17 protein-coding genes are annotated in these 22,522 nt (G+C 67.5%); 6 read left to right on the top strand and 11 right to left on the bottom strand.

The features are described 5' to 3' along the window. The first annotated feature begins 45 nt into the window (after window positions 1-45). A complete protein-coding gene (locus OG322_RS11670) occupies window positions 46-2,136 on the top strand; it encodes a prolyl oligopeptidase family serine peptidase (RefSeq protein ID WP_443066593.1) in 2,091 nt (696 codons plus the stop codon). Window positions 2,137-2,143: 7 nt separating this feature from the next. Here OG322_RS11670 and OG322_RS11675 read toward each other — a convergent pair whose 3' ends face one another. The 6 genes from OG322_RS11675 to OG322_RS11700 form a co-directional block, all read right to left on the bottom strand. Further along, the gene (locus OG322_RS11675) at window positions 2,144-3,247 is read right to left on the bottom strand and encodes a hypothetical protein (RefSeq protein ID WP_185095387.1); all 1,104 of its coding nucleotides are present in this window, start codon (window positions 3,245-3,247) and stop codon (window positions 2,144-2,146) included. Window positions 3,248-3,443: 196 nt separating this feature from the next. Continuing rightward, window positions 3,444-4,745: an ABC transporter ATP-binding protein gene (locus OG322_RS11680; RefSeq protein WP_123461444.1), complete on the bottom strand. Its 1,302-nt coding sequence runs from the start codon at window positions 4,743-4,745 to the stop codon at window positions 3,444-3,446. Continuing rightward, entirely contained in the window at window positions 4,735-5,712 is a 978-nt protein-coding gene (locus tag OG322_RS11685; protein WP_123461443.1) for an ABC transporter ATP-binding protein, read from the bottom strand. Before OG322_RS11685 ends, OG322_RS11680 begins: the two co-directional genes overlap by 11 nt. Window positions 5,713-5,725: 13 nt before the next feature. Next, window positions 5,726-6,700: an ABC transporter permease gene (locus OG322_RS11690; protein WP_123461442.1), complete on the bottom strand. Its 975-nt coding sequence runs from the start codon at window positions 6,698-6,700 to the stop codon at window positions 5,726-5,728. Next, window positions 6,693-7,616 (bottom strand): ABC transporter permease, encoded by a 924-nt coding sequence (locus OG322_RS11695; protein ID WP_123461441.1) that lies wholly within the window; start codon window positions 7,614-7,616, stop codon window positions 6,693-6,695. Before OG322_RS11695 ends, OG322_RS11690 begins: the two co-directional genes overlap by 8 nt. 107 nt (window positions 7,617-7,723) lie before the next feature. After that, the gene (locus tag OG322_RS11700; RefSeq protein ID WP_123461440.1) at window positions 7,724-9,355 is read right to left on the bottom strand and encodes a peptide ABC transporter substrate-binding protein; all 1,632 of its coding nucleotides are present in this window, start codon (window positions 9,353-9,355) and stop codon (window positions 7,724-7,726) included. Between the two features lie 506 nt (window positions 9,356-9,861). Here OG322_RS11700 and OG322_RS11705 point away from each other — a divergent pair. The 5 genes from OG322_RS11705 to OG322_RS11725 all read left to right on the top strand — a co-directional run bounded on the left by OG322_RS11705 (window position 9,862) and on the right by OG322_RS11725 (window position 15,994). Beyond that, window positions 9,862-10,890, top strand: coding sequence for an ABC transporter permease (locus OG322_RS11705; protein WP_123461439.1), 1,029 nt, complete (start codon window positions 9,862-9,864; stop codon window positions 10,888-10,890). 74 nt (window positions 10,891-10,964) lie between these two features. Beyond that, window positions 10,965-12,752: an ABC transporter substrate-binding protein gene (locus tag OG322_RS11710; RefSeq protein ID WP_123461438.1), complete on the top strand. Its 1,788-nt coding sequence runs from the start codon at window positions 10,965-10,967 to the stop codon at window positions 12,750-12,752. Between the two features lie 91 nt (window positions 12,753-12,843). Beyond that, window positions 12,844-13,824: an ABC transporter permease gene (locus OG322_RS11715; protein WP_123461437.1), complete on the top strand. Its 981-nt coding sequence runs from the start codon at window positions 12,844-12,846 to the stop codon at window positions 13,822-13,824. A gap of 71 nt (window positions 13,825-13,895) precedes the next feature. Beyond that, window positions 13,896-14,861 (top strand): ABC transporter ATP-binding protein, encoded by a 966-nt coding sequence (locus tag OG322_RS11720; RefSeq protein ID WP_260146845.1) that lies wholly within the window; start codon window positions 13,896-13,898, stop codon window positions 14,859-14,861. Between the two features lie 26 nt (window positions 14,862-14,887). Further along, window positions 14,888-15,994 carry an ABC transporter ATP-binding protein gene (locus OG322_RS11725; RefSeq protein ID WP_266411033.1) on the top strand — a complete coding sequence of 369 codons (1,107 nt, stop codon included), beginning with the start codon at window positions 14,888-14,890 and terminating at the stop codon, window positions 15,992-15,994. Window positions 15,995-16,203: 209 nt separating this feature from the next. Here the strand turns inward: OG322_RS11725 and OG322_RS11730 are convergent, their stop codons facing one another. The 5 genes from OG322_RS11730 to OG322_RS11750 all read right to left on the bottom strand — a co-directional run bounded on the left by OG322_RS11730 (window position 16,204) and on the right by OG322_RS11750 (window position 22,102). Next, window positions 16,204-17,352 carry an ABC transporter ATP-binding protein gene (locus OG322_RS11730; protein ID WP_123461434.1) on the bottom strand — a complete coding sequence of 383 codons (1,149 nt, stop codon included), beginning with the start codon at window positions 17,350-17,352 and terminating at the stop codon, window positions 16,204-16,206. Then, the gene (locus tag OG322_RS11735; RefSeq protein ID WP_123461433.1) at window positions 17,345-18,403 is read right to left on the bottom strand and encodes an ABC transporter ATP-binding protein; all 1,059 of its coding nucleotides are present in this window, start codon (window positions 18,401-18,403) and stop codon (window positions 17,345-17,347) included. The genes OG322_RS11730 and OG322_RS11735 overlap by 8 nt, the downstream gene beginning before the upstream one ends. 11 nt (window positions 18,404-18,414) lie before the next feature. After that, a complete protein-coding gene (locus tag OG322_RS11740; protein WP_123461432.1) occupies window positions 18,415-19,365 on the bottom strand; it encodes an ABC transporter permease in 951 nt (316 codons plus the stop codon). Beyond that, a complete protein-coding gene (locus tag OG322_RS11745; RefSeq protein ID WP_123461431.1) occupies window positions 19,358-20,290 on the bottom strand; it encodes an ABC transporter permease in 933 nt (310 codons plus the stop codon). The genes OG322_RS11740 and OG322_RS11745 overlap by 8 nt, the downstream gene beginning before the upstream one ends. Window positions 20,291-20,461: 171 nt before the next feature. Continuing rightward, window positions 20,462-22,102, bottom strand: coding sequence for a peptide ABC transporter substrate-binding protein (locus tag OG322_RS11750; RefSeq protein WP_123461430.1), 1,641 nt, complete (start codon window positions 22,100-22,102; stop codon window positions 20,462-20,464). Window positions 22,103-22,522 lie beyond the last annotated feature (420 nt).

Below are 22,522 nucleotides of genomic sequence, written 5' to 3' on the forward strand. Positions count from 1 at the left end.
ATGACTTCGTCAGAGATCACCTTTCCCCTCCAGTTGGCCCGGACGATGCGCTTCACCCTGGGCGCACCACGCGCGTTCACCGTGTCACCCGATGGTGAGCGGGTGATCTTCCTTCGCTCGGGGTCGGGCACCGACCGGACGGGCCGGCTCTGGGTGCTGGACCTGGGCGGCGACGGCACCCCGCAGGAGCGGGTGGTGGCCGATCCCGCGGTGCTGCTGGGCGGTTCGGCGGAGCGGCTGTCGGTGCAGGAGCGGGCCCGGCGCGAGCGGAGCCGCGAGGGGTCGTCGGGGATCGTGGGCTACGCGGTGGACGCCGCGGCCGAGTTGGCGGCGTTCGCGCTCTCCGGGAAGGTGTACGTCGCCGACCTGCGGGCGGGCACGGCGCGCGCGCTGCCCGTGCCCGGCCCGGTGATCGATCCCCGCCCCTCCCCGGACGGGCGACACATCGCATACGTGTCCAAGGGGGCGCTGCGCGTCGTGGGGGCCGGGGGCGAGGAGGACAGGGCGCTCGCGGAGCCGGAGGACGCACAGGTCGGTTACGGCCTCGCGGAGTTCATCGCGGCCGAGGAGATGCAGCGCTCGCGGGGCTTCTGGTGGTCGCCGGAGTCGGACCGGCTGCTCGTCGCCCGGGTCGACGACAGCCCGGTGCAGCGGTGGTGGATCGCCGATCCCGCGCACCCGGAGCGCAAGCCCGCCGAGGTCGCGTACCCGGCGGCCGGGACGCCCAACGCCGTGGTGCGGCTCTTCGTCGTGAACCTGGCCGGGGAGCGCACCGAAGTGGTGTGGGACCGGAACCGGTTCCCGTATCTGGCGCGGGTGCACTGGTCGTCGGACGGGGCGCCGCTGCTACTCGTGCAGGCCCGTGACCAGCAGAGCCAGCTCCATCTCGCGGTGGACCCGGAGACCGGCACGACCCGGACGGTGCACGTCGACGAGGACCCGGTCTGGCTGGACCTGTTCCCGGGGGTGCCGGCCTGGGCGCCGGACGGGCGGCTCGTGCGGATCGCGGACGAGGGCGGGGCGCGGGTCCTCGCGGTCGGCGACCGGCTGCTGACCGGGGCGCAGTTGCAGGTCCAGGCGGTCCTGGACATCGGCGATTCGGACATCCTGGTGACGGCGTCGGCGGGTGAGCGGGCGGCCGTGCCGGACATCGGCGAGAGCCATGTCTACCGGGTCAACGAGCTGGGCGTGGAGCGGGTCTCGGAGGGCGCGGGCGTGCATTCCGCGGTCCGGGCCGGCGGGGTGTCGGTGCTGGTCTCCACCTCTCCGGACCGGCCCGGAACGACCGCCCAGGTGCTCCGGAACGGGAAGCGGATCGCCACCGTCGCGAACCACGCGGAGCAGCCGGTTCTGTCCGTCCGGGCGCAGCTCACCGAAGGGGGCGCACGGCGAATTCCGTGCGCCGTGCTGCTCCCCACCGGCTACAAGGAATCGGATGGTCCGCTTCCGGTTCTGATGGATCCGTACGGCGGGCCGCACGGCCGCCGGGTGGTCGCCACCCACAACACGCATCTCACCTCGCAATGGTTCGCGGACCAGGGATTCGCCGTGGTCGTCGCGGACGGCCGGGGCACCCCGGGCCGTTCACCCGGCTGGGAGAAGGCGGTCAAGAACAACCTGACCCTCACCCTCGACGACCAGGTCGAGGCGCTGCACGCGCTCGCCGAGCGGTTCCCGCTGGACCTGGACCGGGTGGCCATCCGCGGCTGGTCGTACGGCGGGTACCTGGCGGGCATGGCCGTGCTGCGGCGGCCCGATGTGTTCCACGCGGCCGTCGTGGGCGCCCCGGTGACCGATCAGCGGCTCTACGACACCCACTACACGGAGCGCTACCTGGGCGACCCGGCGACCCAGCCCGAGGTGTACGCGTACAACTCGCTGGTCACCGACGAGGGCCTGTCGCACGCCGCCGAACAGGTGCGGCCGATGCTGATCGTCCACGGTCTCGCGGACGACAACGTGGTGGTCGCGCACACGCTGCGGCTGTCGTCGGCGCTGCTCGCCGCGGGGCGGCCGCACGAGGTGCTGCCGCTGAGCGGGGTGACCCACATGACCCCGCAGGAGAAGGTGGCGGAGAACCTGCTGCTGCTCCAGGTGGACTTCCTGAAGCGGTCGCTGGCGAGCCCGGCAGCCTGAGGGTCCCCTACCAGCCGGGCGGCGGCTGGGAGGGCGGCGGGGGCGGTCCGAAGCCGCCGCCCTGCGGGTATCCGTATCCCGGGGCGGGCGGCTGCTGCCCCGGGTACGGGCCGGCGTCCTGTCCGGGGTGCGCTTCGGGGCCGTACCCGGGTGTTCCGTATCCCGGCTGCCCGTAGCCGGACCCGTACCCCGGTCCGTACGGGCCCGGGACGTCGGCGAAGCCCCTGGGGGCCAGCGCGATCAGCACCACCACGGCGACGAACGCCTCGAAGAGCCAGCTGACCAGCATGAGCTGCGACTCGGTCGGCAGCGAACCGAGGTGGTCGAGCAGGTCGTAGTGCACGGCCCGGACCACGCCCAGCACCCCGCCGGGCAGCAGCAGCGCGGCGGCCAGCAGACCGAACGGCCTTGAGTGCACGGCGTGGAAGAGGGCGCTCACCCCCGCGAACACGCAGAGCAGGGCCGTCAGCACGGAAGCCCAGCCCGGCGGCGGATCGATCACCCCGTAGCCGAGATGGTCACCGCCCAGGTACCAGTCGGGGAAGAACTCCGACTGGTACCTGGTGATCTGGCGGACCTCCCAGGCGATCAGTACCGCTCCGGCCGCGCACAGCAGCAGGAACGCGGTGACCGAGGCGCCCGGTCCTGGCCGGGTGGGCAGCTGCTCGTAGGAACCGGCCGGCGGACGGCGCCCCGCCCCGGCGGTGATGAGGAGCGCGATACCCGCCGCGAGGCCCGCGAAGGCACAGATCAGCGCCCGGGTGCGCAGGTCGTCCGAGAACGACGACTCCATCACCCGGCTGCCGATGTTCCAGAGTCCGGGCAGCCTGACGGCAAGGGTGACCACTCCGGTGGTGACGAGCACCGCGGCGGCGACCGAGGAGCGCAGCGCGGCGACGGCGGCGACCACGTACACCACGAACAGGGCGACATCCATGGCCGTGGTCGCGGGCATCGCGTGCGGGCGGGTGCCGTAGAACCCGGCCCAGTACCGCCACAGCTCGTCGGACTCCACCGCCCTGATGTCCCGTACGAGCCAGCTCGCGACGATCACCGCGAGCACGCCGCAGAGGACGGCGCCGGTGACTCTTGCTCCCCGCGTGAGTATCACCCGAGCGATACTCCACCGCACCCGCCCTCCCGACAAGAGGGCCGCGACCGCGCGGTCCCGCCGGGCGACCGGCCGGGGGACTTGACGGCCCCCGGCCGGTCCACGGCACCCGCACGGCCGTACGTCGTCCATGCTGACGGGTCCGTATATCGGACGTGAGACGGACGAGTTGCCCGTGCGTTAACGGCTCGCCGGGTCAGCTGACCCGGCTGCTGCCGGCGGGCGGCGGCCCGTCGTCACCGCGCTCCGACGACGGCCCGTCGTCCTGGCTCGGGGCGCTCGGGGGCTCCGACGACGGCGGCCTGCGGGCCTCCTTGTCCACCTTCTCCACGTCCGGACCGGGCCCGCCCTCCTCCTGCACCGGCCCCAGCGTGCCCTCCGGAGGCACCACGCGCTTCTCCTCCGCGAAGTGGCAGGCCGAATCGTGCCGGGCCGGGGTGTCCGTCTCCCGGAAGACCGCCGGGACGGCCAGCAGCGGAACCTCCAGCTCGCACCGCTCCTGCGCCTTCCAGCAGCGGGTGCGGAAGCGGCAGCCGGAGGGCGGGTTGGCGGGCGACGGCACGTCACCGTGCAGGATGATCCGCTCGCGGTACTCGCGCGCCATCGGGTCCGGCACCGGCACGGCGGAGAGCAGCGCCTGGGTGTACGGGTGCGTGGGGTGCTCGTAGATCTCCTCGTCCGTGCCGATCTCGGCGAACCGGCCCAGGTACATCACCCCGACCCGGTCGGAGATGTGCCGCACGATCGACAGGTCGTGCGCGATGAAGACGTAGCTGAGGCTGAACTCCGACTGGAGCCGGTCCAGCAGGTTGACGACCTGCGCCTGGACGGAGACGTCGAGCGCCGATACCGGTTCGTCGGCGACGATGATCTCGGGGTTGAGCGCGAGGCCGCGGGCGATGCCGATGCGCTGGCGCTGTCCGCCGGAGAACTGGTGCGGATAGCGGTTGATGTACTCCGGGTTGAGACCGACGACGTCGAGCAGGTCCTGCACCTTGCGCCGGCGGTCACCCTTGGGGGCCACCTCGGGGTGGATCTCGTACGGCTCCCCGATGATGTCACCCACCGTCATACGCGGGTTCAGCGAGGTGTACGGGTCCTGGAACACCATCTGGATATTGCGGCGCACGGCCTTCAGGGCGCGGCCGGAGAGCTTGGTGATGTCCTCGCCCTTGTACCGGATCATTCCGGCCGTCGGATCCTCCAGGTGCACGAGCAGCCGGGCGACGGTCGACTTCCCGCAGCCGGACTCCCCCACGATGCCGAGGGTCTCGCCCGCCGCCAGGTCGAAGGAGACCCCGTCGACCGCCCGCACGGCCCCGATCTGCTTCTTGATCACGATGCCCCGGGTCAGCGGGTAGTGCTTGACGAGGTCGCGCACCTCCAGGATCGGTTCCTTGCCCGCCTGGGCGCTCGTCTCCCGTGACTTGGCCAGCAGGGCGCGTGCCACCTCGCCCTCCTGGCGCGCTCCCCTGCGCCCCGAGTGGTCAGTGTGCATCGAGCGTCTCCTTCCAGAAGTAGCAGGCGCTCTGACGGTTCTCGGCCACGTCGAACAGCGGCGGTACGTCCTTGCGGCAGACGGCCTGGGCCATCGGGCAGCGCGGGTTGAAGGCGCAGCCGCGCGGGATGTGCAGCAGGTTGGGCGGCAGCCCCTTGATCGCGTACAGCTCCTGGCCCTTCTGGTCCAGGCGCGGGATCGAGCGGAGCAGGCCCTTGGTGTACGGATGCGCGGGCGCCTTGTAGATCTCGTGGACCGGTGACGTCTCGACGATCCGGCCCGCGTACATCACGGCGATCTTGTCCGCGACGTCGGCGACGACACCCAGGTCGTGGGTGATCAGGATCAGCCCCATGTTCAGTTCGCGCTGGAGCTCCGCGAGCAGGTCCATCACCTGGGCCTGGACGGTGACGTCGAGGGCGGTGGTGGGCTCGTCCGCGATGATCAGCGAGGGCTCCAGGGCCAGCGCCATGGCGATCATGATGCGCTGGCGCATACCGCCGGAGAACTGGTGCGGGTAGTTGCCGACCCGTTCCTTGGCGGCCGGGATCCGCACCCGGTCCATCAGCTCCACGGCCTTGGCCTTCGCGTCCTTGCGGGACAGGCCCCGGTGGACCACGAACATCTCGCCGAGCTGCTCGCCCACCGTCAGCACGGGGTTGAGGGAGGAGAGCGCGTCCTGGAAGATCATGGCCATCTCCTGGCCGCGGATCTTCCGGCGCTCCTCCTTCTTGAGCTTCAGCAGATCGCGGCCCTTGAAGAGGATCTCGCCGCCGCTGATCTTTCCCGGCGGCATGTCGAGAATCCCCATGATCGCCTGTGCGGTGACCGACTTGCCGGAGCCGGACTCGCCGAGCACGGCGAGCGTCTCCCCCTCGGACACCGAGTAGTTGACCCCGTTGACGGCCTTGGCGACGCCTTCCCGGGTGTGGAACTCCACGTGCAGATCGCGCACTTCGAGCAACATGGCAGCGGACTCCTCAGCGCAGCTTGGGGTCGAGGGCGTCGCGCACCGCGTCGCCGAGCATGATGAACGCGAGCACGGTGACCGCCAGCGCACCGGCCGGCCAGAGGAGCATGTGCGGGGCGTTGCGGATGTACTGGGACGCGGCGGAGATGTCGATGCCCCAGGAGACGGCGGGTGGCTTCAGGCCGACGCCGAGGAACGACAGGGTCGCCTCCAGGGAGATGTACGTGCCGAGCGCGATGGTGGCGACGACGATCACCGGGGCGATGGCGTTGGGTGCGATGTGGCGGAGCATCATGCGCCCGTTGGAGGCGCCGAGCGCGCGGGCCGCCTGCACGTAGTCGTTGTGCTTGGCGGTGATGACGGAGCCGCGGGCGATGCGGGCGATCTGCGGCCAGCCCAGCAGCACGATGAAGCCGATCACCGGCCAGACGGTGGTGCTGGTCACCACGGAGAGGAAGACCAGGCCGCCGAGGACGACCGGGATGCCGAAGAAGACGTCGGTGAGGCGGGAGAGGACCGCGTCCCACCAGCCACCGAAGAAACCGGCGAAGCCGCCCAGGATGCTGCCGATCAGCGAGACGCCGATGGTGGAGCAGATGCCCACGGTCACCGAGTTGCGGGCGCCGTACACGACGCGGGTGTAGACGTCGCAGCCCTGGCCGTCGAACCCGAAGGGGTGGCCCGGCTGGGAGCCCTGCTGCGCCTTGTCCAGGTTGCAGTCGAGCGGGTCACCGGAGGCGATGAGCTGCGGCCAGATCGAGATGACCACCAGGAAGAGGATGATCAGCGCGGAGATGATGAAGACCGGGTTGCGGCGCAGGTCGTGCCAGGCGTCGGACCACAGGCTCTGCGGTTTGGTCCCCGGGCCCGTTCCGCCGGGGCCGCCGGGGGTCTTCTCGAGGGTGGTGCCCTCTTCGAGTGCGAGGTCCATCGTTCCGCCCGCTCCGGCCGACGAGATCGCCTCGTCCGGTGTCTGCTCAGGCATAGCGGATCCTCGGGTCGAGTACGGCGTACAGCAGGTCGACGATCAGGTTCGCCGCCAGGAAGACCAGGACCAGGACGGTGACGAACCCGACGACGGTCTGCGAGTTCTGGCGCAGGATGCCCTGGTAGAGCTGGTAGCCGACGCCATGGATGTTGAAGATCCGCTCCGTGACGATCGCCCCGCCCATCAGGGCGCCCACGTCCGTACCGATGAAGGTGACGACGGGGATCAGCGAGTTGCGCAGCAGGTGCCGCACGATCACCCGGCGCCTGGGCAGGCCCTTGGCGACCGCCGTACGGACGTAGTCGGCGCGGGCGTTCTCCGCGATCGAGGTCCGGGTGAGCCGGGTGACGTAGGCCAGTGACACGGAGGCGACCACGAGCCCCGGGATGATCAGCTCGTTGAACGGGGCCTCCGAGGAGACCGACGGTTTGATGACGCCCCATTCCACGCCGAGCAGCAGCTGGAGCAGCAGACCGGTGACGAAGGTCGGAATGGAGATGACGACCAGGGTCAGGATCAGCACGGAGGTGTCGACGGGGCGGCCGCGGCGCAGGCCGGTCACGACACCGAGGCTGATTCCGATGACGATCTCGAAGACGAGCGCCACGATGGTGAGGCGGATGGTGATGGGGAAGGCCGTGGCCATCAGCTCGGTGACCTTCTGCCCGTTGAACGCGGTGCCGAAGTCGCCGGTGAAGACGTTGCCCATGTAGGTGAGGTATTGCTGCCAGACCGGCTTGTCGAGACCGAATTCCGAACGCAGTTGGGCGGCGGTCGCCGGATCGCACTGGCGGTCGCCGCAGAGACCCGCGATGGGGTCACCCATCACGTTCACCATGAGGAAGATCAACAGCGTGGTGCCGAAGAAGACCGGGATCATCTGCAGCAGCCGCCGGATCACATAACGTCCCATGAAGGGCTCCGGGGGTCTCGGGGTGGCTGAGGAGTCATCGGGTGCCGGGGACGGGCGAGGCCGGGTGGCCGGTGCGCTCCCCGCACCGGCCACCCGGCCTCAGCCGGTCACTTGACCTTGATCTGCTCGTACACCGGGACGCTGAACTGGTTCAGCGCCACGTTGCTGACCCTGTCCGAGTAGCCGGCACTGCCGTTCTGGTACCAGAGCGGGATGACGGGCATCTGCGCGACCATGACCTTCTCCGCGTCCTGGAACGTGGAGACCGCCTTGGCCTTGTCGGCCTCCGCGTTGGCCTTGTTGACCAGGTCGTCGAACTGCTTGTTGTTCCACTTGCCGTCATTGGAGGAGGCGTTGGTGTAGTAGACGGGCTGCAGGAAGTTCTGGATCAGCGGGTAGTCCATCTGCCAGCCCGCGCGCCAGGCGCCGTGCAGCTTCTGCTGCGAGACCTGGCTGCGGAAGTCGGCGAAGGTGCCGATCGGGGCGCCCACACAGGCCTTGTTGTTGCCCAGCACCTTGTTGATGCTGTTGCAGACGGCGTCGACCCACTCCTTGTGCGAGCCGGTGTCCGCGTTGTACGAGATCTTGAGCTGGCCGCCGGGGATGCCGCCGCCGTCCTGGACCATCTTCTTGGCCTCGGCCGCGTCGTACGTGCACTCCTTGCCGCACAGGCCCTTCTTGAAGCCGCCTTCGGCGCCGAGGACGGGGGAGGTCCAGTCGGAGGCCGGGGTGCGGGTCTTCTGGAAGATCTGGTCGGTGATCTGCTCGCGGTTGATCGCCATCGACAGGCCCTGACGGACCTTGATCCCGCCGGGGGTGTCCCACGCCTTGTCGTAGAAGGGGAAGGCGAGGGTCTGGATGATGCCGGCCGGGGTGTTGATGTAGCGGTCGCCGAGGTCGGCCTTGACGTTCTTGAGCTGCGAGGCGGGCACGTCGTCGACGAGGTCGAGGTTTCCGGCCGTCAGGTCGGTGTAGGCGGTGTTGTTGTCGGTGTAGACCTTGAGGTCGATGCCGCCGTTCTGCGCCTTGTCGCCACCGGGGTACTTGTCCCACGTGCGCAGGCTCATGGAGGAGCCCTTGGTGTACTTGTCGATGGTGTACGGGCCGTTGCCGACCGGCTTGGACACCCAGGCGGCGTGGTCGCTGAAAAAGGTCGTGGGCAACGGGGCGAAGGCGGGATAGCCGAGGGTGTCGGGCCAGAGGGAGAACTTCTGCGACAGCTTGACCGTGAAGGTCCTGTCGTTCACCAGCTTGAGGCCGGAGAGCGTGGCCGCGGAGGCCGTGCCGGTCGCGGGGTGGACCTTGTCGTATCCGTCGATGTAACCGAAGAAGTAGGCGTTCTTCTGGTTGTTCTTCAGCAGGGCACCGTAGTTCCAGGCATCCACGAACGACTTCGCGGTGATCTTCTCGCCGTTGCTGAAGGTCCAGCCGTCCTTCACGGTGACCGTGAAGTTCTGGTTGTCCTTGGAGTCGATCTTCTCGGCGAGCATGTTGGTGGCCTCGCCGGTCTTCGGGTCGTACTTCTTGAGCCCCCGGAAGATCATGTCGAGGACCTTGCCGCCCTGCACCTCGTTGGTGTTGGCCGGCTCCAGCGGGTTCTGCGGGTCACCCCACGAAGAACTCACAATCCCATTGGCGCCGCCGCCACCGCCACCGCCGCCCCCTCCACCGCAGGCTGTCGCCGCCAGAGCGACGGCGACCGCGCATGCGGCCCACTTGACCTGTGTGGCTCCGCGCATGGACTGCCTCCTCGTAGTGCTCCCTCTTACTTGAGGTCAAATATCACCTCATACCTGACCTTGCGCATATTTACTCCCGCCATCCGGGCACGGCGGACGTCACCCGGATGCGACAGCGGCGCGCGGAACGGACGCTCTTGGCAGGCGCATGCCATACCCGCAGAGGGGGTCGAGGCGGCCTGACGGGCGGCGGAGCGATAACGGCAGCGCAACGAACGGGCATCAACCCGGCACCCCTCCGACCGGATGCACGAATTCCGAGACACGGCCGCCCGGATATCGGACTCATTGACGGAATTTCGACGATTCACCAGGGAATCGCCCCTGGAACAGGTAAATAAACAGTAAAGACACGCCCTAAAATTGGTCATGCTCGAGTCAAGCTTCCAAAGAGCGGCTCAAGCCGGTCCGACATTCATTGACCCTGCATGAATTGCGTTGAAAAAGTCCGGGTAGCCCGTAGGTGTGCCCTGCGGAGTCCTTCGACCCTCCGGGCCAGGAGCACCATGACGATTCCAACTTCGAACGCAGCAGCCCCTCTTGAGGCGGCCAACGCGAATCCGCAGAAGACGCCGGACCCTTCGGCACTGAAGGGTGGCGCCGGGCGCTCCCCGGGCAAACTGGCCTGGCGGCGCTTCAAACGCGACCGGTCCGGCGTTATTTCGGCCTATGTGGTCATCTTCTTCTTCCTGGTGGCCATCTGCGCGCCGCTGATCTCCAAGGTCTACGGCAAGGACCCGTACACCACTTACGGGCAGAACCAGGACGGCCTGCTCAACGACTTCGGCTTTCCCATCAAGCCCAACGGCGGTATCAGCGGCGACTTCTGGTTCGGCATCGAGCCGCAACTGGGCCGTGACCTCTTCACGTTCCTCACCTACGGCATCCGCAACTCGCTGTTCATCGCGGGCGTGACAACGCTCCTGGTGACCCTCCTCGGCATCGTGATCGGCGTGACCGCCGGCTACCTGGGCGGGAAGACCGACTACTTCATCGGCCGGGTCATCGACATCCTGCTGGCCTTTCCCTCGACGCTGTTCTTCATCGCGTTCTGGCCGGTGCTCATCTCGATCCTGGTCTCCCCCGAGGAGGCCACTCCCGTCTGGCTCACCGTCACGAGCCTCATCCTGGTGATGACGGCCTTCGGCTGGGCGTCCATCGCCCGCCTGCTGCGCGGCGAGGTTCTCGCCCTGCGTGAAAGGGAGTTCGTCGAGGCGGCCAAGGTGACCGGGGCCTCGCCGGCACGGATCATCTTCAAGGAACTGCTGCCCAACCTGTGGACACCGATCCTGATCCAGGCGACCCTCGCTCTCCCCATGTTCGTGAGCGCCGAAGCCGGACTCGCGTTCCTCGGGGTCGGACTGACCGCGAAGACACCCGACTGGGGCGTGATGCTCCAACGCGGCGCCGACGTCTATCAGGACGACATCACCTTCATGCTCTTCCCGGGAGTCTCGATGGTGGTCTTCGTCCTCGCCTTCAACCTCCTCGGCGACTCGGTCCGAGACGCTCTCGACCCGAAGACCAAGCGCTGACAGTTCCGCCCCCGGACCGGAGCGACGGGGCTCCGCCGGATCATTCGACTCCTCACCGACCAGGGCAGGTTGCCATGTCTCTCTCCCGCAGAAACTTCGTCATCGCCACCTCCGTCGCGGCAGGCGGCTCGCTCGTCCTCTCCGCGTGCAGCAGCGGCGACTCGGGCGGCGGCGGTGGCAAGGGATCACCGGACGCCGGCGCCACCGAGTACACCGCTGCCACCGTCAAGATCGGCACCAAGGAGGACTCGCAGGGCCCCGCCCCGGAGATCCCCGGCGCCAAGAAGGGCGGGACGATCTACGGCGTCTCCGAGGACGACTTCTCCCACCTCGACCCGCAGCGGATCTACTTCGCGTTCAACTCCAGCGGCGCCCTGATGTTCGCCCGCAGCCTCACCGGCTACAAGATCGACGACAAGGGCGCGATGACCCTCGTCGGCGACCTGGCCACCGACGTCGGCACGCCGTCCGCCGACAACAAGACCTGGACCTTCACGCTGAAGGACGGTCTCAAGTGGCAGGACGGCAGCGAGCTGACCGTCGAGGACGTCCGCCACGGCATCGAGCGGGCCTGGGCGCCGTTCATCACCGAGGGCGCCGCCTACGTGCAGCAGGCGCTCACCGGCAAGGGCGACTGGCGCAAGGGCTACGAGGGTCCGTACAAGGGCAAGCACCTCGACTCGCTGGTCATCGACAAGGCCAAGAAGACGATCACCTTCAAGCTGGCCGAGCCCCGCCCGGACTTCAACTTCACCCTGGCCATGAGTTCCTACGCGGCCACGCCGGTGAAGCTGGACACCAAGGAGAAATACGACAAGCAGCCCGTCTCCTGCGGTCCGTACATCGTCAAGCACCGCACCATCGACAAGTCGATGACGCTGACGCGCAACAAGCACTGGGACCCGGCGACGGACCCGATCCGCAACGCCTACCCGGACACCTTCGAGTTCGAGTTCGGGCCCACCTCGCTGGAGTCCGCGGACCGCTTCATCGCGGACCAGGGCAAGGACCAGCAGATGGTCTCCATCTACAAGGCCGTGCCGGCCGAGCGCATGCAGAAGGTGCTCACCGATCCCGAGCTGAAGAAGCGCACCTTCAACGGCCTGCTCACCGGCACGTACTACTACGCGATCAACTGCAAGCGCATCACGGACGTCGAGGTGCGCAAGGCGCTCAACACCGCCTGGCCGCTGGAGCAGATCCGCAAGATCTACGGCGGACCGTCCGCGGGCGACTACGCGACCACCATCCTCAGCCCCGACATCCTGGGCCGCAAGGAGTTCGACTTCTACGGCAAGCTGAAGACGCCCAAGGGTGACGCCGAGGCGGCCAAGGCGATCCTCAAGAAGGCCGGCAAGCTCGGCCAGAAGATCGTCTACACCTACCCGCAGAGCCCCACCTACGACAAGACGGCCGTCGTCGTCGAGAACGCGCTCAAGGCCGCGGGCTTCAAGCCGGTCATCAAGCCCGTCGACTCGACCTCGTACTACGACCAGATCCAGCAGGTCGACAACAGCTTCGACGTCATGTGGTTCGGCTGGTCCCCGGACTGGCCGACGGCCTACACGATGATCCAGCCGCTCTTCGACAGCGCCAACGTCGGCAACGGCCAGAACAACGTCTCCCAGGTCAAGGTCGACTGGATCGACGCGGCCATCAAGAAGAACGTCGTCATCGCCGACCAGAAGAAGGCCGGCGACGCCTGGACCGCGCTGGACAAGAAGATCATGGACGAGGTCGTCCCGGTCATCCCGGAGACCTTCCAGCGCCGCTTCTACCTGTTCGGCTCCAAGGTCGGCGGCGCCATGATGGACCCGCAGTTCTCCGCGACGCTGCTCTACAAGACGTACGTCAAGGCCTGACGAACGGCCCCCCGGGGCGCGGGCGGCTCTCGGTCCGAGAGCCGCCCGCGCCCCTCCTCCCCCTCGGCATCCGTCAGGAAAACCCACTGCCATGCTGCGCTTTCTTCTCCGCCGTACTCTCGGCGCCGCGGTCATCCTGCTGATCATCAGCGCCCTGGTCTTCTACCTCTTCTACGCCGCCCCGCGCGACCCCGCCCGGGTGGCCTGCGGCAAGGTCTGCACACCTGAGACACTCGCGCTGGTGCGGCACAACCTGGGGATCGCCGACCCGATACCGGTGCAGTACTGGCACTGGCTGCAAGGGATCTTCGTCGGGCGTGACTACGCGTCCTACGGGCACTGTCCGGCCCCCTGCCTGGGGTACTCGTTCATCAACCGCGAGCCCGTCTTCGGCACGATCATCGACCGCTTCCCGACCACCCTCTCGCTCTCCGTCGGCAGCGCCTTCGTGTTCGTCATCTTCGGTGTCGGCGCCGGCATGCTCGCGGCCGTCAAGCAGGGCAAGCCGCTCGACAAGGTCGCGTCCTCCGCCTCGCTGGTCGCCTCCTCGATGCAGATCTACATCGTCGGTGTGCTGGCCATGTACTTCCTCACCGACCAGTGGCACCTGCTGGACCGGCCCAGCTACACGCCGCTGACCGACAACCCCGGTGCCTGGTTCTCGGGGCTCCTGCTGCCCTGGCTGGTCCTCTCCGTCATCTTCACGGCCAACTACACCCGTATGTCCCGCTCCCAGCTGGTGGAGTCGCTGAGCGAGGACTACGTCCGGACGGCACGCGCCAAGGGCCTCTCCCGGCGGACGGTGTTCTTCAGATTCGCCTGGCGCGGGGCCATGGGGCCCATCGTCACCATCTTCGGCCTGGACCTCGGTGTGCTCCTCGGCGGCGCGATCATCACGGAGAAGGTCTTCAGCCTCCAGGGCATCGGCACCCTCTCGGTCAAGGCCGTGTCGACCAACGACCTCCCCACGCTCCTCGGCGTGATGATGGTGGCCGCGGTCGCGATCGTGCTCCTCAACATCGTCGTGGACGCCGTCTACGCCCTCATCGACCCACGCGTCCGCCTCGCCTAGGGAGAGATCCAGTGAGCACCCCCTTCCTCTCCGTACGCGATCTGCGCGTGCACTTCTCCACCGAAGACGGCATGGTCAAGGCCGTCGACGGGCTGTCCTTCGACGTCGAGCACGGCAAGACCCTCGGCATCGTCGGTGAGTCCGGCTCCGGCAAGTCCGTCACCAACCTCTCGATCCTCGGTCTGCACCACCCGGACCACACCGAGATCGAGGGCGAGATCCTGCTCGACGGGCAGGACCTGCTGGCCGCCTCCGAGCGGGAGCTGGAGCGTCTGCGCGGCAACAAGATGGCCATGATCTTCCAGGACGCGCTGGCCTCCCTCTCGCCGTACCACACCATCGGCAAGCAGATCGGTGAGACGTACCGCAAGCACACCGGGGCGTCCAAGCGCGAGGCGCGGGCGCGGGCCGTGGAGATGCTCACCAAGGTCGGCATCCCGCAGCCGAACCTGCGCGTCGACGACTACCCGCACCAGTTCTCCGGCGGTATGCGCCAGCGCGCGATGATCGCCATGGCGCTGGTGTGCAACCCCGCGCTGCTGGTGGCGGACGAGCCGACGACGGCCCTGGACGTCACCGTGCAGGCCCAGATCATGGACCTGCTCAAGGACCTCCAGCAGGAGACCGGCACCTCCATCATCTTCATCACCCACGACCTCGGCGTCATCGCCGACATCGCGGACGACGTGCTGGTGATGTACGGCGGCCGGTGCGTGGAGCGCGGCACGAAGAAGGAGGTGCTGCGGGCGCCCCAGCACCCGTACACCTGGGGCCTGCTGGGGTCGATGCCGACCCTGGAGGGGCCGGTGGACGTACCGCTGTCGCCGATCCCCGGATCGCCGCCCAGCCTCCTCAACCCGCCGACCGGCTGCCGCTTCCACCCGCGGTGCTCGTTCACCGAGCGGGTCGGCGGCAACCGCTGCTCGACCGAGCAGCCTCCGCTGGAGCTGACCGCCGGTCGCGGGGCCGCCTGCCACCTGACGCCCGAACAGCGCGTGGAGTTCTTCGCGGACTTCGCCGGCGCCCGGACCAACTGACGTACAAGAGACGGGACTTCCCTCCTATGAGCAGCACCGATCCCCTCCTTGACGTCTCCGGACTCACCAAGCACTTCCCGATCAAGGGCGGCTTTCCGATCCGTCGGACGATCGGCGCGGTCCAGGCCGTGGACGGACTGGACTTCTCGGTCGCCCCTGGCGAGAGCCTCGGCCTGGTCGGTGAGTCCGGCTGCGGCAAGTCGACGACGGGCCGGCTGATCACCCGGCTGCTGGAGCCGACCGGCGGCCGGATCACCTACCGCGGGCAGGACATCAGCCACGCCTCGCGCAAGCAGCTGGCCCCGATCCGGTCCGAGATCCAGATGATCTTCCAGGACCCGTACGCGTCGCTGAACCCGCGCCAGACCGTCGGCAAGATCATCACGGCCCCGATGGAGATCAACGACGTCAACCCGGCCGGCGGCCGGGAGGCCCGGGTCCGCGAGCTCCTGGAGATCGTCGGGCTCAACCCGGAGCACTACAACCGCTTCCCGCACGAGTTCTCCGGCGGCCAGCGCCAGCGCATCGGGGTGGCCCGCGCGCTGGCCCTGGAGCCGAAGCTGATCGTGGCCGACGAGCCGGTCTCGGCGCTGGACGTGTCGATCCAGGCCCAGGTGGTGAACCTGCTGCAGAAGCTGCAGAAGGAACTGGGCATCGCGTTCCTCTTCATCGCCCACGACCTGGCGATCGTGCGCCACTTCTCGCAGCGCGTCGCCGTCATGTACCTGGGCCGGATCGTGGAGATCGCCGACCGCGACGACCTGTACGGCAACCCGCGCCACCCGTACACCAGGGCGCTGCTCTCCGCCGTCCCCGAGGCCACCGCCGACGACGTGCCGGCCCGCGACCGCATCCGGCTGACGGGCGACGTGCCGTCCCCGGTCAACCCGCCGTCGGGCTGCCGCTTCCGCACCCGCTGCTGGAAGGCGACGGACATGTGCGCGAGCGAGGCGCCGCCGCTGGTGCAGATCAGCGGCAGCAGGGACGGGCATCTGACGGCCTGCCACTACCCCGAGGAGCCGGGTACGGTCTCGGCCGTCCCGAAGGCGCGTACGGAGTCCGAGGCGTCGAGCCTCGACAAGAAGCCGAACCTCGACAAGAAGACCGGCGAAGACCCCAAGGCCCACGGCTGACGCCCCTCGCCGTGGCCCCGGAGGAGCCCCGTGGACGACGGACCCGACCGGTCCGTCCGTCCACGGGGCTCCTGCGGCCCAGGGAACCGAGCACGTCGGCCCATTGACCCGAGCCACCTGCGCGCCCGGTTTCCGGGATACGGGAAAGGCGCCCGGAACCGATCGGTTCCGGGCGCCTTCTGCTGCCCTGGCGGGCGGTGGGACGACGGTTACGAGGCCGCCGCGCCGACCACGTCCTTCTCCTCCGCGAAGTGGCACGCCGACTCGTGGGCGGCCGGCGTCGTCGAGGTCTTGAAGCGCTCGGGGATGGCCAGCAGCGGCATCTCCTCGGCGCACTTGGCCTCGGCCTTCCAGCAGCGGGTGCGGAAGCGGCAGCCCGACGGCGGGTTGGCCGGGGACGGGACGTCTCCGGAGAGGATGATCCGCTCGCGGCCCTCACGGGCCTCCGGGTCCGGAACCGGGACCGCCGACAGCAGCGCCTGGGTGTAGGGGTGCGTCGGGTGGTCGTAGATCTGCGTGTCCGTACCGATCTCGGCCATCTTGCCGAGGTACATGACGCCGACCCGGTCGGAGATGTGCCGGACGATCGACAGGTCGTGCGCGATGAAGAGGTAGGAGAGGTTGAACTCGTCCTGGAGCTTCTCCATCAGGTTGATGACCTGTGCCTGCACCGACACGTCGAGCGCGGAGACCGGCTCGTCGCAGATGATGATCTCGGGGTTGAGCGCGAGGCCGCGGGCGATGCCGATGCGCTGGCGCTGTCCGCCGGAGAACTGGTGCGGATAGCGGTTGATGTACTCCGGGTTGAGACCGACGACGTCCAGGAGCTCCTGGACCTTGCGCCGGCGGTCACCCTTGGGGGCCACCTCGGGGTGGATCTCGTACGGCTCCCCGATGATGTCACCCACCGTCATACGCGGGTTCAGCGAGGTGTACGGGTCCTGGAACACCATCTGGATGTTCCGGCGCACGGCCTTCAGGGCACGGCCGGACAGCTTGGTGATGTCCTGGCCCTTGTAGAAGACCTCGCCCGCGGTGGCCTGCTCCAGCGTCATCAGGAGCTTGGCGACGGTGGACTTGCCACAGCCGGACTCGCCCACGATGCCGAGCGTCTCGCCCGCGTAGAGATCGAACGAGATCCCGTCCACGGCCTTGACCGCGCCGACCTGCTTCTTGAACAGGATGCCCTGGGTCAGCGGGAAGTGCTTGACCAGGTTGCGGACCTGGAGGATCGGCTCGCCCTGCGACACGGGTGCCTCGATGGCGGCTACGGCCTCCGCCTCGGTGCTCGCGTCGACCGTCTCCACCTCGGAGACGTTCGGGGTGGCGTCCACGGGCTCCTTGTTGATGTCAGCCATGGATCGTCTCCTTCCAGAAGTGGCAGGCGCTGCCGCGTCCGACCAGTTCGGCGCCGTCCTGCTCGGTCACCGGGCGCAGGGCCGGGATGTCCGTACGGCAGATGTCCTGCGCCATCGTGCAGCGCGGGTTGAAGGCGCAGCCCGAGGGCACGTGGAGCAGGTTGGGCGGCAGGCCCTTGATCGCGAAGAGCTCCTGGCCCTTCTGGTCCAGGCGCGGGATCGATTCCAGCAGCCCCTTGGTGTAGGGGTGCGCCGGCCGCTTGTAGATCTCGTGGACCGGGGCGGTCTCGACGATCCGGCCCGCGTACATCACGGCGATCTTGTCCGCGACGTCGGCGACGACGCCGAGGTCGTGGGTGATCAGGATCAGGCCCATGTTGTACTCGCGCTGGAGCTCCGCGAGGAGGTCCATGACCTGGGCCTGGACCGTCACGTCGAGCGCGGTGGTCGGCTCGTCCGCGATGATCAGGTCCGGTTCCAGGGCCAGCGCCATGGCGATCATGATGCGCTGACGCATACCGCCGGAGAACTGGTGCGGGTAGTCGCTCACCCGGGCCGCGGCGGCCGGGATCTTGACCTGGTCCATCAGCTCGATGGCCTTGGCCTTGGCTTCCTTCTTGGACAGGCCCTGGTGGACCCGGAACATCTCGCCGAGCTGGTAGCCGACGGTGAGGACCGGGTTCAGCGAGGAGAGCGCGTCCTGGAAGATCATCGCGATCTTCCTGCCGCGGATCTGCCGGCGCTCCTCGTTGGACATCTTCAACATGTCCTGGCCGCGGAAGAGGATCTCACCCTGCGGGATCCTGCCGGGCGGCATGTCCAGGATGCCCATGATGGCCTGGGCCGTCACGGACTTGCCGGAGCCCGACTCGCCGAGCACGGCGAGGGTCTCCCCGGCGTTCACGTTGTAGTTGACACCGTTGACGGCCTTGGCCACACCGTCACGGGTGTGGAACTCCACGTGCAGGTCACGGACTTCGAGCAACGGGCCGACATGGTCGTCACCCGAGCGCGGGGACGGGACTTCGGCGGTCTTGTCGATGGTGGTCACGTTCACCCTCCTTATCGCGACTTGGGATCGAGGGCGTTACGGACGGCTTCGCCGAGCATGATGAACGCCAGAACGGTGATGCTGAGCATGATCGACGGGAACAGCAGGATGTGCTGCGCGACGCGGATCTGGCTGGCGCCACCGGAGATGTCCATACCCCAGGAGATCGTCGGGTCGGCGAGACCCAGACCGAGGTAGGACAGGGTTGCCTCGGCCGAGATGTAGACACCGAGCGAGATGGTGGCGACCACGATCACCGGGGCCATGGCGTTGGGCAGGATGTGCCGGAAGAGAATCCGGTTGGTTCCCGCGCCGAGCGCCCTGGCGGCCTGGACGTAGTCCGACTGCTTGATGACGATCACCGCACCACGCATGACACGCGCGATCTGGGTCCAGCCGAGGAACGCCAGGGCGAAGATCACGACCCAGACACTGCGCTCGGGGAACGCCTGGAGCACGACCATGGCGCCGAGCAGGAACGGAATCCCGAGGAAGACGTTGGTGAAGAAGCCGGAGAGCAGCGCGTCGACCCAGCCGCCGAAGTAGCCGGCGAGCATGCCGACCAGGCCGCCGAACAGCGTCACCAGGACGGTGACACAGACGCCGACGGTGACGGAGGCGCGGGTGCCGTAGATGACACGCGCGTAGACGCTGTGGCCCTGGACGTCGTAGCCGAGCCAGCCCTCGGAGCCGATCTTGCCCAGCTCCGGCTTGCCCAGGTAGTGGTGCACCAGGTCACTGCTGGTCGGTGAGGCACTCGTGAACAGGCCGGGGAATACGGCCATCACCAGCAGGATGACGATGAGCACCGACGAGATGATGAAGTACCAGTTGGTACGCAGGTCCCGCCAGGCGTCGCCCCACAGACTGCGGGCCTTCTCGGCCTTGACAACCGCCGAGGGGTCCGCGAGGGGCGCCTTGGCTTCCTCGGGCGCGGGAGCGGTCTTGGTCACGTCAGGCATAACGGATCCTCGGGTCCAGGACCGCGTACAGCAGGTCGACGATGAGGCTCATGAGGAGATAGACGAGCACCAGGACGGTGACGAGGCCGACGAGCGTCGTGCCTTCGCGCTTCTGGATCGACTCGTAGATCGTGCCGCCGATGCCCTTGACGTTGAACAGGCCCTCGGTGACGACCGCGCCGCCCATCAGGGCACCGAGGTCGGTGCCGAGGAAGGTGATGACGGGGATCAGGGAGTTGCGCATCAGGTGCACGCCGACGATGCGCCGCTTGGGAAGTCCCTTGGCGATGGCGGTACGCATGTAGTCCGAGCGAAGGTTCTCGGCCATCGTCGTACGCGTGAGGCGCGCGACATAGGCGAGTGAGAGCGAGCCCAGCACGATGGCCGGCGCCAGTAGCTCGCTCCATCTGGCCTCGCTGGACACGTTCGGTGAGATCCAGTCGAGCTGGAAGGCGAACACGGCCTTGATGATGAAGCCGAGGACGAACACCGGGATCGAGATGATCAGCAGGGTGAAGACGAGGACCACGTTGTCGGTGAGCCGGCCGGCCCGCAGACCGGCGATGGTGCCGAGGCTGATGCCGATGACGATCTCGATGACGAACGCCATACCGGCCAGCCGGAGGGTGACGGGGAACGCGTCGCCGAGGACGTCCGTGACGGGACGTCCGCTGGCTATCTGATCACCGAAATCGAAATGCAGGACGATGCCTGTCATGTAATTCCAGTACTGCTGCAGGATCGGTAGATCCAGCCCTTTTTCATGGCGAAGTCTCGCCAGGGTGGCCGGGTCGACACCCTTGTCCCCGAAGAGCCCGCGCACGGGGTCGCCGGGCAGCGTGTAGACCATCAGGAAGATCAGCAGCGTTGTCCCGAGGAAGACCGGGATCATCTGGAGCAGTCGTCGTGCGACATAGCGCCCCATCATGCCTCCATGTAATAGGCAAGCAGCAGCCGACGGGCCCTCCCCCGCACCGGACTCCCCCCTGAGGGTTCGTCGGATGTGTGGAAGGGCCCCCCGGCCACGGCGTGCGGACAGACGCGGACCGTCTTTCAGTACCGGTCCCGCGCCCGCGCGCGGACTACGTCGGAATGGTTACTTCTTGACTTCGATCTTGGTCAGGATCGGGTCGCCGTCCTGCGCGTAATCGACGTTCTGGACCTTCTCCGAGTAACCGGCGTTGACCTTGTAGTACCAGAGCGGGATGGAGGGCATGTAGTTCACCAGCTCCTTCTCGATCTTCTGGTAGGCCGCGACGGAGTCGTCGAGGGAGGCGGCGGAGTCGGCCTTCTTGATCTCCGCGTCGAGACCCTTGTTCGAGAAGTCACCCTGGTTACCGGCTGCGCCGGTACGGAACAGGTCCGAGATGAAGTTCGCGTTCACCGGGTAGTCGAGCACCCAGCCGGAGCGGTACAGGGACTTGACCTGCTTGCCGTCACGCGCGTTCGTGTCGGCCTGGAAGTCGGCCTTCGAGTCGGTGACGCAAGCGACACCGGTCGACTGCTTGATGCTGTTGCAGACCGCCTCGACCCATTCCTTGTGGCCGCCGTCGGCGTTGAACTGGATCGAGATCTTGTTGCCCGGGACGCCGCCGCCGTCCTTGATGAGCTTCTTGGCCTTCGCCGGGTCGAACTTGGTGACGTCGCCCGCGGCGTCCTTCTGGAAGCCGAGGACACCCTTGGCGACCCAGCCCGTGGCCGGCTCACGCGTGCCCTGGAGCACGGTCTTGGTGATGGTGTCGCGGTCGATGCCCATCGAGAGGCCCTGGAGGACCTTCGGGTCGATCTTCTTCCACTGGTCGGTGTAGAAGGCGACGGCGATCGTCTGGATGGCGGAGTACGCCTTGTCCACGGCGCGGTCACCGAGGTCCGCCCGGTAGACCGGGAGGTCCTTCGGGCCGATCTGGCGCAGGACGTCGACGTTGCCCGACTTCAGGTCCTCGTAGGCGGTCTCGAGGGTGGTGTAGTTCTTGAAGACCACACCGCCGTTCATCGCCTTGTCGGCACCCTTGTAGTCGTCGTTGCGGACGACCTTGATCTGCTTCTTGTGGTCCCAGCTGACGAACTTGTACGCGCCGTTGCCGACCGGCTTCTCGCCGGCGGCCTTCGGGTCCGCGTAGAAGGACTCGGGCAGCGGGGAGAAGACGGTGTAGCCGAGCTTGTACGAGAAGTACGGCAGCGGCGAGTTCAGCTCGATGGTGAACGTGTAGTCGTCCACCTTCTTCAGACCGGACATGGCGTCCGACTTCGGCTTGGCCTTGGCGTCGTCGGGGTGGACGTCGGAGAAGCCCTTGATGTCGCCGAACCAGGACGCGTTGGTCTGGTTGTTCTTGACGTTCGCGGCCCAGTTCCAGGCCTTGATGTAGGACTCGGCCGTGACCGGGGTCCCGTCGTGGAACTTCCAGTCCTTCTTGAGCTTGACCGTCCAGAGCTTGCTGTCCTTGGTGTCGACAGACTCTGCGTTGATCATCTCAAGCTTGCCGGCCGGGTCGTAGTCGACCAGCTGCGAGAAGATCGAGTCGGTGACGATGCTGCCGTTCGACTCCATCGTGTTGGCCGGCTGCAGCGGGTTCTGCGGCTCACCGACCTCGACGGAGAAGATGCCATCGGCGTTGACGGCGCCCTTGTCGCCGCCCTTGCCCTTCTCGGCGTCGTCGTTACCGCCGCCACAAGCGGTCGCAGCCAGGGCGATGATGGCCGCTCCCGCGACCCACTTGGCGCTCTTGGCACCACGCATGGGTTCCTCCTCATGAGTCCACTTTTGACTACAAGAAGGGCACTGGATTGATACACCGACACCCCTGACGGTGATCGTTTCAGTGCCCTGAGTGTGCTCGTGAGTCGGCACTCCCCACAGTGCGTGACCCATTGACCCGAGCTCAATGGAGCCAACTATTAAGTACGACTGGGCTGTAAACCACACTTAAAGGGTCTCGGTTTGACAACATCGCCCAGCCACGTGGATCAAAATACGGACAAAATGACCCCAGACAGACACGCCCGAAACGGACTGTTAACACATGTTCCGGAGAGCGACGCCCGATATCCGGACGCTTGGTCCTCAAAATCGGGTTGACCTGTCGGACCCCGTAAGTACGCCCGGCACCCGGCGAATCACGGCGCGGCGGCGCGGCCCGCCCGCCGTCGGGAGCGGCTA

This window comes from Streptomyces sp. NBC_01260 (assembly GCF_036226405.1).
GTDB classification, from domain to species: domain Bacteria; phylum Actinomycetota; class Actinomycetes; order Streptomycetales; family Streptomycetaceae; genus Streptomyces; species Streptomyces laculatispora.